Below are 15,678 nucleotides of genomic sequence, written 5' to 3' on the forward strand. Positions count from 1 at the left end.
CATGGGGGGACTTAAGAAAAAGAAGCTTTGGGGTTCCGTATCACTCGTTCTGGCTTTGAGTTTGGCACTGGCAGGATGCAGCGGTGACAATGAGAAAGCGACTACAAAGGATGGGAAAGAGGTACTGAACATTTCGGCCTTTATCGGAACGCCAAATCAGGCGCCAGCTAAAGATAACCGAATCTACAAGAAGATTCAGGATGAACTCGGCGTTAATCTTGAGATGGAGTTTCTAGTAGGTGATCTTCAACAGAAGTTGGGCGTTATGATTGCCGGGGGCGATTTCCCGGATCTGATCACAGCAGACACCAAGTTGGTCTCAGCGGGTGCGGTTATTCCGCTTGAAGATCTCATTGAAGAGCATGCACCTAATCTGAAGAAACATTTCGGTAAAGACTGGAACCGGATGAAAGATTCCAGTGACGGACATATTTACTGGTTGCCTAACTATGGAGTGTATACAGGAGAGTTCATTAGTAACTATTATTCTGGTCCTGCATTCTGGATCCAAAAGTCCATACTGAAGGATGCCGGGTACCCAACTCCTAAAACGTTGGATGATTTCACAAAGTTGGTCCGTGATTATGCAGCCAAGAATCCAACTATTGATGGTCAACCAACGATTGGTTTCACTACATTGGCTTCAGACTGGCGGACGTTCCCTTTGCTTAACCCACCTGAACATCTTACGGGTCACCCCAATGACGGGGGCGTAGTCGTAGATGATAGTGGAGTCGCAACCGTGTTTGCCGACAAAGATATCTCCAAACGGTATTATAAGGAACTAAACAATCTGTACAACGAGGGATTGCTGGATAAAGAAGCCTTTGTTCAGAACTACGATCAATATCTGGCCAAAATTTCTTCGGGACGTGTGCTTAGTATGTTCGATCAGCACTGGAATTTCCAAGCCGGCGAAGACCCACTCGTAGCACAGGGGAAAATTGGCCAGACATACGTAGGCTTCCCGCTTGTCTATGATACAAGTATCACAGATCATTATCTGGATCGTCCGGTCATTAACTTGAACAATGGTTTTGGTATCAGTAAAGATGCCGAAGACCCTGTCGCACTCATCAAATTCCTCGATAAGCTTATGGACGAGAAGTACCAGAAGCTCTTGTCATGGGGTGAAGAGGGTGTAGACTATCAAGTGAATGAAGAGGGAAGATTCTATCGTACACCAGAGCAACGGACAGAGCAGGATGATCCAGCATGGAGATTGGTTAACAAAGCTGAAGGTTTCTACGCTGCTGCACCGAAGCTCGAAGGAACATTTGAAGATGGCAATGCAATTGGAGCGATCAACCAACCTGAGGAATTCTATGACAACCTCAAACCGGAAGATAAAGAACTTCTGGATGCATACGGCTTCAAAACGTGGAGTGACTTCTTCTCTCCTGCACCAGAAAATCCAGTGTACTATCCAGCATGGCAGGTCGATCTGAAAGAAGGCTCTGATGCTGCGGTAGCGAACAAACAAATGACAGACACTTCATTGAAATTCTTGCCTAAAGCAATCATGTCAAAACCAAATGAGTTCGATAACATTTGGACTGAATACGTAGACGCTTACAAGAAGATCGATGTTAAATCCTATGAAGATCGGATTAATGAACAACTGAAATGGAGAATCGAGAACTGGTCTGTTAAATAAAAAAATGCGGCAATGATTCTCTCGGAAGGTATCAACCAAAGGATTACTCAGGCGAGTGCCTTCCGGGGACATCATGCTTAAAGTCGCTGCAAGCCAATAGGAGGAGTGAAAGATGGCGAACACGCCTGGAGCCATACCAGAGCAAACCACCCGTACAGTCGTTCCCAAAGCACCACTGTTAAAACGATTGCGCGGACAAAGACAACTCATGTTCATGTCATTGCCCATCGTTGCGTACATTCTCGTATTCTCGTATTATCCCATTTGGGGCTGGGTTATGGCCTTTCAGAATTACAGTCCTGCGAAGAGTTTCACGCAGCAGGAATGGGTCGGGCTCAAACACTTTAAGTTTTTGTTAACAGATGATGCATTTCTTAACGTGCTTCGTAATACCATTGCGATGAGCGTCATCAATATGGTGCTCGGATTTGCGACAGCAATTATATTTGCCATTTTACTTAATGAGATCAAACATAAGTTATATAAACGAACCATTCAAACAATATCGTATTTACCTCACTTTCTCTCATGGATTATTGTGACAGGTATCGTAGCAAGTTCACTATCTGTAGATGGTGGTATTGTGAATGTGGTACTCATGAAGCTGCATATCATTCAAGAACCTATCATGTGGCTTAGCGTTCCGGAATACTTCTGGGGCATTGTAGGCGCATCCCATGTATGGAAAGAAGTTGGCTGGAATGCCATTATTTATTTGGCGGCCATCACGTCTATCGATCCTTCCCTCTATGAAGCGGCAGAGATTGATGGTGCGAACCGATATAAGAAAATGCTGTATGTGACCTTACCCGGAATCAAATCCATTGTTATCATTTTGCTGATCATGAATATGGGCTGGATTTTGGAAGCTGGATTCGAGGTTCAGTATCTGTTAGGTAATGGTGTGGTTGTCGACTGGTCACAGACGATAGATATATTTGTCCTGAAGTACGGACTACAGATCGGGAATTATTCTTTGGCTACTGCGGCAGGTATCTTCAAAACAGTAGTTAGTATCACGCTGATCTTTGCGGCGAATTCAATTTCCAAACGGCTCGGGGAAGACCGATTAATATAAGGGGGACTAGAGATGGGAATCAATAAATCTCGGCTTGAACCGATTGTCTTCCATACGTTAAATGGTATACTGATGATCGCAATCGCGATTGTTACCCTGTATCCGTTTGTGAATACACTCGCCGTATCATTCAATGCCGGTAATGACACCATCCGGGGTGGGATTTATCTGTGGCCTCGGGTATGGACAGATCAAAACTACAGAGCAGTATTTGCAGGAGGGACCATCTTCAGCGCCTTTGGTATATCTGTGGCGAGAACGGTTTTGGGGACAGTTTTAAGTCTATTCTTAACCTCCATGCTGGCTTACACACTAAGCCGAAAAGATTATATATTACGAAAGCCCATTACCATTACAGTTGTTCTTACGATGTATTTTAGTGCAGGTCTTATTCCAACTTACTTCCTAATGAAAGATTTGCATTTGTTAAACAACTTCCTGGTGTACATTATTCCTGGGCTGATCAGTGCCTTTAATATGATTGTTATTCGAACCTATATCCAGACACTACCCGAGGGATTGATCGAATCCGCCAAAATCGATGGTGCTGGAGATTTCAGAACATTCATTTCCATTATTCTACCGCTGTGCCAACCGGTTCTTGCTACTGTTGCACTATTCATTGCAGTCGGTCAATGGAATTCTTGGTTTGATACGTTTCTGTATGCATCTTCCAAACAAAACCTAAGCACGCTGCAATATGAGTTGATGAAACTATTATCATCTTCTATGAATTCCAACAGCAGTGCAGCCGTTGCCAATGGTGCAGATCTTGGTGCTGCGCGTAACATGGTCACACCTGTATCTATTCGGGCAGCGATTACGATTGTTGCGGCATTACCCATCTTAGTCGTATATCCATTTTTGCAGAAGTATTTCGTTCATGGCTTGCAGCTTGGAGGGGTAAAAGAGTAAACTTAATGCAGTTCCAGATAACCGATCAAAAACGGTCACTAGGTGACCGTTTTTTTATGTTTTTTTAAACGGCGGGCCGTAGTATGTCAATTGCACACGAATCTAACTTATTCAATAATGTTGTTGACAATTAAATTAAAGTTACTATAATTTATATTTACTTGATTCACCAGTCAGTCTCTTTTCAGGGTGCCACTGCGCGCGAAAGCCCTATATCAAGAACTGTCCACAGCGCCTGACCATCCCGAGCCCTTACCACTTTATCAAGGAGACTGAAGAGAAAATGAAAGTATTAATCGTGGAAGACTCCATTTTTGTACAGAAATTGCTTACAAAGCTGATTGTTGATCATATTCCAGAATGCGAGATTCAGGTTGCCAATAATGGAGAGCAAGGATACAACCTATTCAAGGAATTTCAACCTGATTTTATAACCACCGACCTGCTAATGCCTGGTTTGAACGGACAAGAAATGCTTCGAATGATTCGAGAAACGGATAGCAATGTCAAAATTATTATCTTATCCGCAGATATTCAGAAGACAACTAGGGATGAAGTTGAAATGTTAGGCATTTCTGGTTTTTTGAATAAACCGTTAACCGCAGAGAAGGCAACTACCATGATTCAACTGATTCAGGCGGCCTATCATGCTGAATGATTTACAGAAGGATTTGCTTACTGAACTAGTGAACGTTTACGTGGGACAAGCGGCTAACATGTTGTCAGAGATTGTAGACAAGCGTATCGTTTTGAATATTCCGGAAGTGGAACTAATCTCCATATCCGATGTTGATCCTGGAGATCGAAGATACAACATTTTCTTTAGTGAAGGTCACCTGTTTAGGTCATCCTTACAGTTTGGATACGAATTTCAGGGAAAAGCATTTCTGATGTTTCCTGTTGAGCAGGCTAAAGTATTGGCAAACATCTGTCTTGGAGAACTGGGTGAGAGCGTTATACCGAACGATCCGAACCTGATGGATACGGATTTGGACGTTTTGAAGGAAGTTAGCAATGTCCTGCTTAACGCCATTATTGGAGAATTCGGTAATTTCCTCGAGATCAAACTGGAATACGTCCTGCCTGATATTGAACTGATCTATGTCACCAATTCCGATCAACAAATATTGCTTCAGAATGAAGTCTATGTCTTGGTGTTACATACCTCGTTTTTACTTGCCGATACGGATGTGACAGGTATCATTGTCATAGCATTAAGTATGAATTCCATATCGAGCCTGCTGGCCAAAATGGACGCTTTGTTGGAGGCGGACAATGGATAATCTTATTTCACAAGCTTTGAACAAAGCCCATATGGGAATAATGATCGTGGACAGGCATTTAAAAATTGTTGTGTGGAATGCCTGGTTGGAGCGCTTTACGGGCAAGAATGTAGAAGAGGTAGTAGGCTTGAATCTGCTTGAGGTCTGCCCACGGTTTAAGTCGAACATGTATTTAAATATTTTGCAAAATGCGCTGTATCATGGACAGAGCAGATTTTGCTCAAGCGCGTTACATAAGGCATTCATTCTTCCTAATGAAGGAGAGGATGAACAATTATTCAGACAAAATATGCATGTTGAACCGCTCTATCATGAAGATCGGAGTTATGCCCTTATTCAGATTACTGACATGACTAACACCAATACCAGGGTATATAAACTTAAAAATCTGATCAAAGAGCTGGAGACGGAGTACGCCAAAATCAAGATCTCCGAGAAAATCAGCAAGCATTTGTCTTTGCATGATCCACTTACCGGTCTGCCTAATCGTCTTGCTTATAATGACCGTCTTGCCTGGGCCATCAGTAATGCCAAAAGAAACCATAACAAACTAGCCGTCATGTTTGTGGATGCTGATGGGTTTAAACAAGTGAATGATACATATGGACACCATGTTGGCGATCAAGTGTTGCTGGAAATGGCAAAGCGATTAAGTGAAACAATTCCAAGTGCGGACACTGTAGCTCGGCTTGGCGGGGACGAATTCATCATTTTAAGCCATCTGAAAGATGATCACGATGCTGAAGTCATCGCCAAAAGATTGGAAGCTGCATTCAGTACCCATTTCAAAATTGCCGGAAACTATATCAACCTTTCGATGAGTATTGGTATCAGCCTATTTCCCAAGCATGGACAGGAGCCTTCCGAACTTCTGAGACATGCGGATGGAGCCATGTACAAGATTAAAAAGAATGGCAAGAATGGTTACGGAATTTATGAGCCTGAAAATGTTTAAGAAATCTAAAAATGTCATTTAATAAAGTTGCTATAATAGCAACTTTATTTGTCTATACAATTAACATAAGAAAAAATATGTTTTTTCTATGAATAATATTTTTTACATATGAAGATGAGAAAATAATTATTGAGTAAAGTAGTAATAAATCAGCCAGTGATACTTATAAAGGAGTGCACATATTGAATGTAATAGATGGATCGATAATCGTACTTTTGCTGTTCAGTTTCTATATTCTATTACTGTACGGAATGCCGATTATCTTAATTATAGTGGGGTATCTCATATTTAAAGGATACAAGAAGCGCAGGGGTGTGAAGACGAACGATAAGTCGGTGGCTCCTGATGGTCAGCAAGCTAATATTAAACCATAGATTAATGTTGATACCACGATATTGAGCGGGACCAGAGTAAGGCCCGATGGAGAGCCGCTATATTAGCGGCTTTTTTGGATTTTATTAAATAAGAAGAAGTCTGAAAGAGGCGATAGTCAACACAACAATAGGGATCACAAAACCTAATGTCACATTCAACAAGATAGAATTAATCACTCCCTTGTGGATGGTTTCACTATTGTTGACTGAAATACATCTTATAAATATGTCTTTGATGTTAAGGCAAGAAAACTAGCGAATCTATTTCAAAAAAACTGGAATAGTGCTATGATATAAAAGGAAAATAAATCTAAATATTACAATAAATTTAATATATTTACAGAGAGGGATTAAAGATTGAAACTATAATCCAAATATTTTTTATTATGAGGAGGATAAACTATGAATAAGAGAAAAACGAAGAAAGTTAGTACGGTAATGATTTGTATTCTATCGTTATTTTTGGCATCTTCAACAGTCCTGGCTAATACTGCATCTTCACCGTATAGTACACCCAAAATTAAGGGACACACGTACACTTTCACATCTGAAGTATGGACTCGGAATTTTACTACAGGTACGACTGCTGAAGCCGTTGCATCAGTGAAGGCTTCAGCAAGTGTTCCAAATGGATATATGGGAGCTATGGCTAGATTGTACACATCTGGCGGAAGCTTAAAAGCTTCAAGTTCCATGACATATAATACGTCGAAAACCTCTAGTTTTTTTGTCTACTCTCCAAGAATAACGACTAAAACGACGTATTATGCTCAGAACGTTGGTGAATTCTATAATGGGAATGGATACACTCGGTATACTGGATACAAATCGCCACACTTAAAGTTATCGAACGTAAATTCATCAAATGTTTTATTTGAAAACAACACTGAAACATCGGAAACGATTCACGAATTATTGCTTCAAACTAAATATGATGTCAATTCACAGGGCCATACCTATGGATCAGCATTATCTGAACCAATCATTGGGGTTGAACCCGATTTGATTGCTGCAATTGGCACCAATGGAATCGAGGGTTATCTAAAAGCTGAAGATCTTACACCTAAAATCACTACCATCGAAGAAGCCTTGGCACAAACACAAGTGAATGGTACTGTTCGAACGATTCATTTGTATGATGTAGAAGGAGACAATATTATTGGAGAATTTGATGTAGTTACTGATTATAAAGTAGAATAGAAATTTTTCAGAGTAAAAAAGCCGCTAAATTGCGGCTTTTTTGGGTTAAGCTATCCATTTCAATTAAGTTGCTTAGCCGTATTCTTTTCCAAAGTCCTCCATCTTTTCAAGGATCGGTAGTAACTTCATTCCCTTGTCTGTTAACGAATACTCAACTCGCGGAGGAACTTCCGGATATACAACACGTTGAATAACACCATCATTCTCCAACTCTTTAAGCTGCTTTGTGAGGGAGCCTTGAGACAAATCTCCAAGGAATTTTTTGATATCCGTATATCGACGTGTTTCGTCTTTCAGGTACCATAAGATAAAATATTTCCAACGCCCAGAAAGGACATTCTGAGTAAAAGCTATGGCGTACATGTCACTTTTTCCATCTATAAACTCTTGTTCAAATCCTTCGTTGCAAACTCTCATTCATATCACTCCTGATCCAAAGGTACAAAAAGATGTACTATGTTCATTTAAATTGCCCTCTTTGCTAATAAAACAAATACACCTATGATGGTGTCAACACCAAAACAATTTTAGTTTACCTAAAGTGTGAAAGAATAATTAATGTTATCTCGATTGAATAGTTAGCAAGCTAAATAAATATATCATAGAAATGAGTGACTGATAAGGGCTGGAGACAAACCGATATTCGATCATACTGTAAATTTTAACAAGGGAGATGTTTAACAATGAGTAAAAAAATTCGTACAGGTATCATAGGGGCATCCATTAATAACGGGTGGGCGAGTGGTACACATATTCCAGCTATTCAGCATTTGGATGAGTTCGAGCTTACAGCGGTTGGGACAAGTAATATGGTGAGTGCAAAGAAAAGCGCAGAAGCTTTCTATGCAGATCACGGCTTTGATAATATGGAGGAGTTGGCTCAGCATCCTGATGTGGATATGGTTGTTGTCAGTATTAACGTCAAGGAACATTATAATGCAGTCAAAGCCATCGCTCCTGCGGGCAAACCAATCTATTGTGAATGGCCACTGGGGTCGAATACAGAGGAAGCCTTGGAAATGCAGGAATGGATAGCGTCCGCACAACTGCCAAATGCGATTGGATTACAGGCTAGGCAAGCCCCGGCCGTTCAATATGTAAAAGATTTATTGGCAGAAGGTTATGTGGGTAAAGTGTTATCTGCCAACCTGAAGATCTCCATTGATGGCATGGGTGGCGTTGGTGACAAGTCGAGTGCGTACTTGTATGACCGGAAAGTTGGAGGGAACTTGCTGACCATTGTAGGGGGCCATAATCTGGATGCCTTCACTTACATGCTTGGGGACTTTACAGAATTGTCTGCCACCACAGCTCAACAGTTTTCAGAAGTTGAATTGGTAGATATTCAGAAAGTCATCAAGAAAACAACGGATGATCAGATCATGATTACAGGGAAATTGGCTAATGGGGCAGCAGCCAGTGTTCATATTCAAGGTGGAGTCAAACATCAGACAGGACTCACACTTGAAATTTTCGGAGACAACGGCACGATTGTGCTGAGCGCCCCGGCATCCATTCAATTCGGATCACACCAATTACGCGGTGCAGGATCTACGGACAACGAGCTTTGTGAACTACCCATTCCCGATGCCTATTACTCGGCTCCACATTCTTTATATAACGACTCCGGAATTGTTCTGAACATGGCTCAGGCTTATCGTAAGTTTGCCAAAGATATTCAAGAAGGTACTACCTTAGCACCTAATTTCGCGGATGCGGTGAAACTTCATCTGTTACTGGATGCCGTCGAGAAATCAGCCCAGACCGGTGAACGCCAATATCTATAACCCTCACTCAACGGAACAAAATCTGATTCATCCATATACTTAGCATGCTAAATATATTAGCGCTATAGTAAGGGCACACATATCTGTGTCTTTCCAGAACGAAGGAGAAAATCGTTATGAAAAAAAGAAGTGAAATGCAACTGGCTTTACAGATGGTTTCGGGTTATGGAGCCGAATTTAGCGCCTGGAGAATGCCTGGCACGGATCCTGCAGCTTACACCAATATGGATAGTTATGTAGAACGGGCTAAATTAGCTGAACAAGGAAAATTTCAAATGATTTTCATCGCTGACACTCCAGGATTATCCAATAATTTAGGCCCACAGACACCTATGTTCCCTATGGACCCCATGTTGGCACTGATGGCAGTAGCAAGAGAGACACAACACATCGGGCTTGTTGCTACCCTCTCTACAACATTTAATTATCCCTACAACATTGCACGTCAGTTCAAAGCACTGGATGTTATCAGTCATGGACGTGTGGGATGGAATGCAGTTACCACATCCGATCCCCTAGCGGCTGCTAATTTCGGTGCCCGGGTTGAAAATCGCCAAGAACGCTATGACAAGGCACATGAAAGCATACAAATTGTTCAGGCCTTGTGGGGGAGTTGGGAATCAGACGCTTGGACGTTAGATGTAGAAGGAGGGGAATTTGCTGATATGGACAAAATCCAGCCTATCAACCTTCAGGGTCAATATTATGCATCTCGTGGTCCTTTGCCCATTCCGCCCTCTGAGCAAGGGCAGCCAGTGATTTTCCAGGCAGGGGGAGGAGGTGAAGGATTAGAATTAGCTGGGAAATATGCTTCGGGAGTGTACGCCAATCCTTATGATATTACGTCTGCCCGTGAACACAGACAAGCCATAAGGCAAAGTGCTGCCCGTTTCGGTCGAAACCCCGATGATATCAAAATGTTTGCAGGTTTTATGTTTTCTCTGGCTTCAACGGAGGAAGAAGCTCTGGATCGTCGGAAACAGCTTATGAGTTTTAATCCCCAGGAAATCCCTAGCAGGGTAAGTTACCTCGGCTCCATGGTTGGTTTACCCGTATCGGTAAACTCAGTAGATATAGATCAACCTTTAGCGGCAGACTTGTTGAAAAATGCATATGCCAACCCCATGGACCCACGTTCTCCGAGAGCCTTAAAGTTATTAAAAGAAGGACTCTCCGTAAGAGATGTTCTCGCTCACGGGGTCATCAACTATCATCCGGTTGTTGCAGGCACCCCGACACAGGTTGCTGACTTCTTGGAAGAATGGTTTTTGGCTGAAGCATGTGACGGATTCTCAGTCGTGCCCGATGTATCTTTTGATGGCGTTGCAGATTTTGTGAATCAGGTAGTACCTATCTTGCAGGAACGCGGTTTGTTCCATAAGGAATACGAAGGAAAAACACTACGCGAGAATATGGGCGTTCCTTACGAATACGGATTGCAGGAACATGGAATCAACGAATAAAGGAGAGCTTTTTAATGAATAACACACTCGAATTGCTTCATAACCATACATCGTTTCGTTCTTACACATCTCAACCCCTAACTGAGGAACAAATAGATGCAATATTTCAGGCAGCAAATCAAACTTCATCGTTCAGTCTTCTGCAGGCGGTATCCATTATACGCATCACAGATCCAGTACTTCGAAAAAAACTCAGACATCTGTGTGTCGATCAACCCTATATTGAAGAAGCGGCCGAATTCTGGATCTTCTGTGCAGATTTCAACCGAAATCATGAAATCGCTCCGGATGTGGATATTGAATATATTGAATTTCTGTTGATTGGTTCTTTCGATGCTGGCCTGATGGCACAAAATGCGTTAACCGCGGCTGAATCGCTGGGACTTGGCGGAGTGTTCATTGGTGCGGTCAGAGCTAATATTAGCGAACTATCTGACGTATTGAATTTACCTAGATATGTTATCCCTCTGGTGGGGTTATGTATCGGTAATCCAGCTGGAGATAAGCCGGAACTGAAACCTCGACTCCCTCAATCCATGGTATTGCTTGATAATCAATACCAACCAATGGATCAAGAGAAATTAGCAATCTATGATGAGACCATGCTGAAGTATTATGAAAATCGTCCGACGAGAGCCCCTTTCACCGTAAAAAAAGTAAAAGGATGGAGTGACCATATCCAGGATCACCTCGAGAGAAGTATTCAACCGCAAATGATGACCTATTTGAACAAACAAGGTTTTGCCAAAAAATAAGGACTAAACCAATCTTTCGGGTGAAACTTGGATAGGAAAAGGCCCTTAAAGACGACACAAAGGTGAATTGACACCTGTATATCTCCATGATACATTTAGTCTGCTAAATATAATTCGGATGTAGGGAGGGATCGTTCATGACAGATACAGTAGATTGTGAAATTCGACAGTCTTTAGACCGAATTTCCTCCCAAATGCGACGAAATTATAGTGAATCTCTTCGGGAACTTAATCTCTATGTAGGACAAGATAATCTGTTGTACCGGCTGTGGTTGGGTGATGGGGTAACACAGATGCAACTAAGTGAACATATGAAATGCGAACCACCAACGGTTACAAACATGGTCAAATCACTGGAGCAGAACGGATTTATATATCGCAAGCGTGATGTACAGGATGCAAGGATCATGCGTATCTTTCTAACCGATAAGGGCAAAGAATTAGAAAAACCGGTTGAGCATAAATGGAGAGAGCAACAAGAGAAACTACTTCAATCCATTTCTTCGGAAGATCGGCTGATATTGAGGCAATTCATGCAACAAATGGAGCGAAATATTTTATAACTTATGCCAACATTCACGTAAGCTAAATAAATGAACGAAACAGAGCCGCTATAATAGCGGCTTTTTTTATTGCCAATAGCTATACTTTCTTGCCCAGAACAAAGAATTTGTACTGTCAGTTTCGGAATTCACGATTACACCTCTAATGTTGGGATAAGATTGTGATAATTCAAGTTAATTTTGTTCATTTAGATGCTTAAGAGATTACAGTACACTGAAAGAACATACAAACGGAACACACTAAACATGAAAATATGAGGAATTATAATTCGTTGGAGGTTTTAACGTGAAGACCAAAAATATCTGGTTTAATCAACCTGCTGGAACATGGGAAGAGGCATTGCCTATCGGAAATGGAACTCTTGGAGGCATGATTTTTGGGAAAACACAGATCGAGAGAATTCAGCTTAATGAAGATAGTCTGTGGTATGGTGGGCCGATGCAGCGGAATAATCCTCAAGCACTTGAATCTTTATCTCAGATCAGAAGCCTGATTTTTGACGGTAAGATTAGGGAAGCAGAAGAACTCGCAGCAGATACTCTGGTAGGTGTTCCTGACGGGCAAAGGCATTATGAGCCATTAGGGGACTTCTATATCGCTATGGATCACAGTGAACATGAACCAAATGGATATCAAAGACATCTCGATCTGGAACAAGGCAAGGTAAACGTGCATTATACCGCAGATCAATCCATTTACAGCCGTGATTATTTTGCTAGCTACCCGGATCAAGTGCTCGTTGTTCATCTCAAATCTAGCGTGCCTGGAAAGTTATCATTCTCCACTGTTTTTGGCAGGGGAGCTGTTCTGGAATCAACATCCTATTCCGATATTCTTAAGCATCCTGTTGGTTTCCAATCCTATCTGGACCGGATCGAGAAGCGTGGAACGAATGACTTGATCATCCGGGGAAGAAGTGGGGGAGAAGAAGGAATCCGATTTTGTTGTGCGATTCGCCTTATATCTGAAGGAGGGCAGGTTCATTATTCAAGCGGTCAGCTTTCTCTGAAGAATGGTGATTCAGCGACTATTCTAATCACGGCTTGCACGGATTTCCGAGTACCTAAGGAACAACTTGAAGCGGAGTGCCTCCGAAGAATTGAGGCCGCTTCAACAAAGCCATATAGCGAACTGCTCGCCGATCATGTCTCGGACTATCAATCCTTATTCGAAAAGATGGATATCCATCTCGAAGATGAAAATAAAGATGTTGTATATTCCGAACTTCCAATCGATCAGCGCCTTGAGCGGCTTAGAGCTGGCAAGCATGATCCGGAACTGATGAGTCTATACTTTCAATTTGGTCGTTATCTGCTTATCTCAAGCAGTCGTCCAGGTTCTTTACCGGCAAACCTTCAAGGGATATGGAATAAAGACATGCTTCCTGTATGGGATAGCAAATATACGATTAATATTAATACACAGATGAACTACTGGCCTGCAGAAAGCTGCAATCTGTCTGAATGTCACGTTCCATTGTTTGATTTTATAGATCGACTGCAAGTCCGGGGAAAGGAAACCGCTAGAACCATGTATGGATGCAAGGGGTTCGTTGCTCATCACAATTCGGATATCTGGGCAGACGCTGCTCCGCAGGATGTATGCATGACATCGACGTTTTGGACTATGGGAGGAGCATGGCTTTCATTACATCTATGGGACCACTATGAATACAATAAGGATGTTGAATTTCTCAAAAAAGTTTACTCCACGATGAAAGATGCGGCTATCTTTATTCTGGATTATCTAATAGAGGATCCTTCCGGCAATTGGGTGATATGTCCTTCGTCCTCACCGGAAAATCGCTATATATTAGATAATGGAGAGTCGGGGGCTTTATGTTTTGGTGCTTCAATGGACAATCAGATTATTAGAGAACTCTTCACGCGTTGCATTGAAAGTACCCGAATATTGCAAGAAGATCAGGAATTTGGAGAAGTACTCCGCAGTGCTTTAACCAAAATACCGGAGACCTCCATTGGCAAACATGGCCAGATCCAAGAATGGAGTAACGATTATGATGAATTGGAACCGGGTCACAGACATATTTCCCATTTATTCGCTTTGCATCCTGGAACGCAAATTACGTTGCAATCAACGCCTGACCTGGCCAAGGCAGCTCGTGTAACACTCGACAGAAGACTGGAACACGGTGGTGGACACACAGGATGGAGCAGGGCGTGGATTCTCAACATGTGGGCACGATTAGAGGAGTCGGAACTTGCACACGATAACATCGTGGAACTTCTACGTTCCTCCACGTTACCCAATCTGTTTTGTGACCATCCTCCATTTCAAATTGATGGGAACTTTGGAGGTACTGCAGGGATAGCAGAGATGCTTCTCCAGAGTCATAACGAAGTAATCAGATTGTTACCTGCTTTACCAGCAGCGTGGCCAAAAGGATATATTCGTGGTATTCGGGCTCGTGGCGGATTTGAAATAGATCTGGAATGGGAAAATGGTAATCTGTTAAATGCCAGAATTCGCTCTATTGCAGAATCAAGAGTAACCGTATCCTATCTGGACCAAAAGATAGAATTAAACTTTCCTGGCCCCAATTCAATAATTGAACTAAGAGGATACGACTGGAATAATCAATAAGAATTTACCGATTACCTGAGCGAATACCGGCTGACAAAACTGCCGGTATTCGCTCTTTTTTTTGCTGAGATAAGATATAGGCAAGAGTTGGCGTGTTTTACTCAACACAATGTTTAAAGAAGACTTCCATATTTAACAAATTTACCAGGTGAAGTGCCGACCAGCTTGTTGAAGCTGCGAATAAAATTGGCATAATCTCCAAAACCGGATTGATAACAGGCCTCTGTAATACTTAAACCTTCGATTAAATAAGATTTCGACAGCTCTATACGGCGACTAAGAATGTATGCTCGAATCGTTAGTCCGGTATGCTTTTTGAATTGTCGACTAATATAGCTGCTATTCGTGAACATAGCCTCTGACAATTGTTCGAGGGTCAGTTGCCTCGTCAGATTACATTCAATGTAATCCATCGTGTTTCGAACTAGTTCAGGCATAATATCCGTTGCAACAAAATCCGTATTTTGAAAAGTTAGATTCGTTAGAAGGAGTAACTGAGTAATCAAAATATTCCCCAGAATATCCGCTCCATAGTCACTTGATGAGAGACACTGTTCAAGCTCGCCAGCTAATTGCAGCACTCGATGAAGCTCGTCCTCTTCAAGATGTACGATATTACCCTTACCCTTGGGACGGTAGTCGAAACATGCGGATAAGTTGGTGCTTGACGTAGACAAGCGGTTCAGATATGACTTTTTCAGATTTATGGTAATTCTCTCATATTCGTTTTTGTCCAAGGCAAAGGAACGGTGCATCTCCTCCGGGCTAAGAACGAGCAGATCGCCACGTTGCAAATGGTAACAACGGTTCTCAATATAGAAATTCACATTGCCACGAAGAAATAAGTAGAGTTCATATGCATTATGTCGATGATAAAACGTTCCCATATAATACGTGGTGGTGCGATGAAGGTACAACAGCTCATTCTGGATTGGATCAAACAGGTATTCTGAAGTCTCATTCATATCAGATATATGACCTCCTTGTCGTTTCGCGCAATAAATATAGCCGTTTGTGCAATGAAATTGCAGACGTGAACCTAT

Annotated in this window: 14 protein-coding genes; 12 read left to right on the forward strand and 2 right to left on the reverse strand. The window is 41.9% G+C overall.

The annotated features are described in order from the left end of the window. The first annotated feature begins 1 nt into the window (after position 1). From EL84_RS20995 to EL84_RS21030, 7 genes are all read left to right on the forward strand, one after another. The gene (locus EL84_RS20995) at positions 2-1,657 is read left to right on the forward strand and encodes an extracellular solute-binding protein (protein WP_047842971.1); all 1,656 of its coding nucleotides are present in this window, start codon (positions 2-4) and stop codon (positions 1,655-1,657) included. Between the two features lie 112 nt (positions 1,658-1,769). Then, the gene (locus tag EL84_RS21000) at positions 1,770-2,735 is read left to right on the forward strand and encodes an ABC transporter permease (protein ID WP_017688458.1); all 966 of its coding nucleotides are present in this window, start codon (positions 1,770-1,772) and stop codon (positions 2,733-2,735) included. Between the two features lie 12 nt (positions 2,736-2,747). Then, complete coding sequence (locus EL84_RS21005) at positions 2,748-3,650, forward strand: carbohydrate ABC transporter permease (protein ID WP_017688457.1); 903 nt, start codon at positions 2,748-2,750, stop codon at positions 3,648-3,650. Between the two features lie 283 nt (positions 3,651-3,933). Further along, the gene (locus EL84_RS21010) at positions 3,934-4,308 is read left to right on the forward strand and encodes a response regulator transcription factor (RefSeq protein WP_047842972.1); all 375 of its coding nucleotides are present in this window, start codon (positions 3,934-3,936) and stop codon (positions 4,306-4,308) included. Continuing rightward, positions 4,298-4,933 (forward strand): hypothetical protein, encoded by a 636-nt coding sequence (locus EL84_RS21015; RefSeq protein WP_017688455.1) that lies wholly within the window; start codon positions 4,298-4,300, stop codon positions 4,931-4,933. Before EL84_RS21010 ends, EL84_RS21015 begins: the two co-directional genes overlap by 11 nt. After that, complete coding sequence (locus EL84_RS21020) at positions 4,926-5,888, forward strand: sensor domain-containing diguanylate cyclase (protein WP_047842973.1); 963 nt, start codon at positions 4,926-4,928, stop codon at positions 5,886-5,888. Before EL84_RS21015 ends, EL84_RS21020 begins: the two co-directional genes overlap by 8 nt. A gap of 776 nt (positions 5,889-6,664) precedes the next feature. Continuing rightward, positions 6,665-7,462, forward strand: a complete 798-nt coding sequence (locus tag EL84_RS21030; protein WP_047842974.1) for a hypothetical protein — start codon at positions 6,665-6,667, stop codon at positions 7,460-7,462. Between the two features lie 72 nt (positions 7,463-7,534). On the opposite strand, the gene EL84_RS21035 is transcribed toward EL84_RS21030, so the two are convergent. After that, the gene (locus EL84_RS21035) at positions 7,535-7,879 is read right to left on the reverse strand and encodes a winged helix-turn-helix transcriptional regulator (RefSeq protein ID WP_047842975.1); all 345 of its coding nucleotides are present in this window, start codon (positions 7,877-7,879) and stop codon (positions 7,535-7,537) included. A gap of 266 nt (positions 7,880-8,145) precedes the next feature. On the opposite strand from EL84_RS21035, the gene EL84_RS21040 reads away from it, so the two are divergent. The 5 genes from EL84_RS21040 to EL84_RS21060 all read left to right on the forward strand — a co-directional run bounded on the left by EL84_RS21040 (position 8,146) and on the right by EL84_RS21060 (position 14,635). Beyond that, entirely contained in the window at positions 8,146-9,249 is a 1,104-nt protein-coding gene (locus EL84_RS21040; protein WP_047842976.1) for a Gfo/Idh/MocA family protein, read from the forward strand. 116 nt (positions 9,250-9,365) lie between these two features. Beyond that, positions 9,366-10,712, forward strand: a complete 1,347-nt coding sequence (locus tag EL84_RS21045; protein WP_047842977.1) for an NtaA/DmoA family FMN-dependent monooxygenase — start codon at positions 9,366-9,368, stop codon at positions 10,710-10,712. A gap of 14 nt (positions 10,713-10,726) precedes the next feature. Next, complete coding sequence (nfsA, locus tag EL84_RS21050; protein WP_047842978.1) at positions 10,727-11,467, forward strand: oxygen-insensitive NADPH nitroreductase; 741 nt, start codon at positions 10,727-10,729, stop codon at positions 11,465-11,467. A 137-nt stretch (positions 11,468-11,604) separates the two neighbouring features. Next, positions 11,605-12,030 (forward strand): MarR family winged helix-turn-helix transcriptional regulator, encoded by a 426-nt coding sequence (locus tag EL84_RS21055; RefSeq protein ID WP_036671145.1) that lies wholly within the window; start codon positions 11,605-11,607, stop codon positions 12,028-12,030. 286 nt (positions 12,031-12,316) lie between these two features. Continuing rightward, a complete protein-coding gene (locus tag EL84_RS21060; RefSeq protein ID WP_047842979.1) occupies positions 12,317-14,635 on the forward strand; it encodes a glycosyl hydrolase family 95 catalytic domain-containing protein in 2,319 nt (772 codons plus the stop codon). A gap of 113 nt (positions 14,636-14,748) precedes the next feature. Here EL84_RS21060 and EL84_RS21065 read toward each other — a convergent pair whose 3' ends face one another. Further along, positions 14,749-15,600, reverse strand: coding sequence for an AraC family transcriptional regulator (locus tag EL84_RS21065; protein ID WP_047842980.1), 852 nt, complete (start codon positions 15,598-15,600; stop codon positions 14,749-14,751). Positions 15,601-15,678 lie beyond the last annotated feature (78 nt).

This window comes from Paenibacillus sp. VT-400, assembly GCF_001029205.1.
Lineage (GTDB): Bacteria > Bacillota > Bacilli > Paenibacillales > Paenibacillaceae > Paenibacillus > Paenibacillus amylolyticus.

What these genes read in the sequence shown, in the direction of transcription:
- EL84_RS20995 (WP_047842971.1), top strand. Translation starts at nt 2, where the DNA reads ATGGGGGGACTTAAGAAAAAGAAGCTTTGGGGTTCCGTATCACTCGTT.
- EL84_RS21000 (WP_017688458.1), top strand. Translation starts at nt 1,770, where the DNA reads ATGGCGAACACGCCTGGAGCCATACCAGAGCAAACCACCCGTACAGTC.
- EL84_RS21005 (WP_017688457.1), top strand. Translation starts at nt 2,748, where the DNA reads ATGGGAATCAATAAATCTCGGCTTGAACCGATTGTCTTCCATACGTTA.
- EL84_RS21010 (WP_047842972.1), top strand. Translation starts at nt 3,934, where the DNA reads ATGAAAGTATTAATCGTGGAAGACTCCATTTTTGTACAGAAATTGCTT.
- EL84_RS21015 (WP_017688455.1), top strand. Translation starts at nt 4,298, where the DNA reads ATGCTGAATGATTTACAGAAGGATTTGCTTACTGAACTAGTGAACGTT.
- EL84_RS21020 (WP_047842973.1), top strand. Translation starts at nt 4,926, where the DNA reads ATGGATAATCTTATTTCACAAGCTTTGAACAAAGCCCATATGGGAATA.
- EL84_RS21030 (WP_047842974.1), top strand. Translation starts at nt 6,665, where the DNA reads ATGAATAAGAGAAAAACGAAGAAAGTTAGTACGGTAATGATTTGTATT.
- EL84_RS21035 (WP_047842975.1), bottom strand. Translation starts at nt 7,879, where the DNA reads ATGAGAGTTTGCAACGAAGGATTTGAACAAGAGTTTATAGATGGAAAA.
- EL84_RS21040 (WP_047842976.1), top strand. Translation starts at nt 8,146, where the DNA reads ATGAGTAAAAAAATTCGTACAGGTATCATAGGGGCATCCATTAATAAC.
- EL84_RS21045 (WP_047842977.1), top strand. Translation starts at nt 9,366, where the DNA reads ATGAAAAAAAGAAGTGAAATGCAACTGGCTTTACAGATGGTTTCGGGT.
- nfsA (WP_047842978.1), top strand. Translation starts at nt 10,727, where the DNA reads ATGAATAACACACTCGAATTGCTTCATAACCATACATCGTTTCGTTCT.
- EL84_RS21055 (WP_036671145.1), top strand. Translation starts at nt 11,605, where the DNA reads ATGACAGATACAGTAGATTGTGAAATTCGACAGTCTTTAGACCGAATT.
- EL84_RS21065 (WP_047842980.1), bottom strand. Translation starts at nt 15,600, where the DNA reads ATGAATGAGACTTCAGAATACCTGTTTGATCCAATCCAGAATGAGCTG.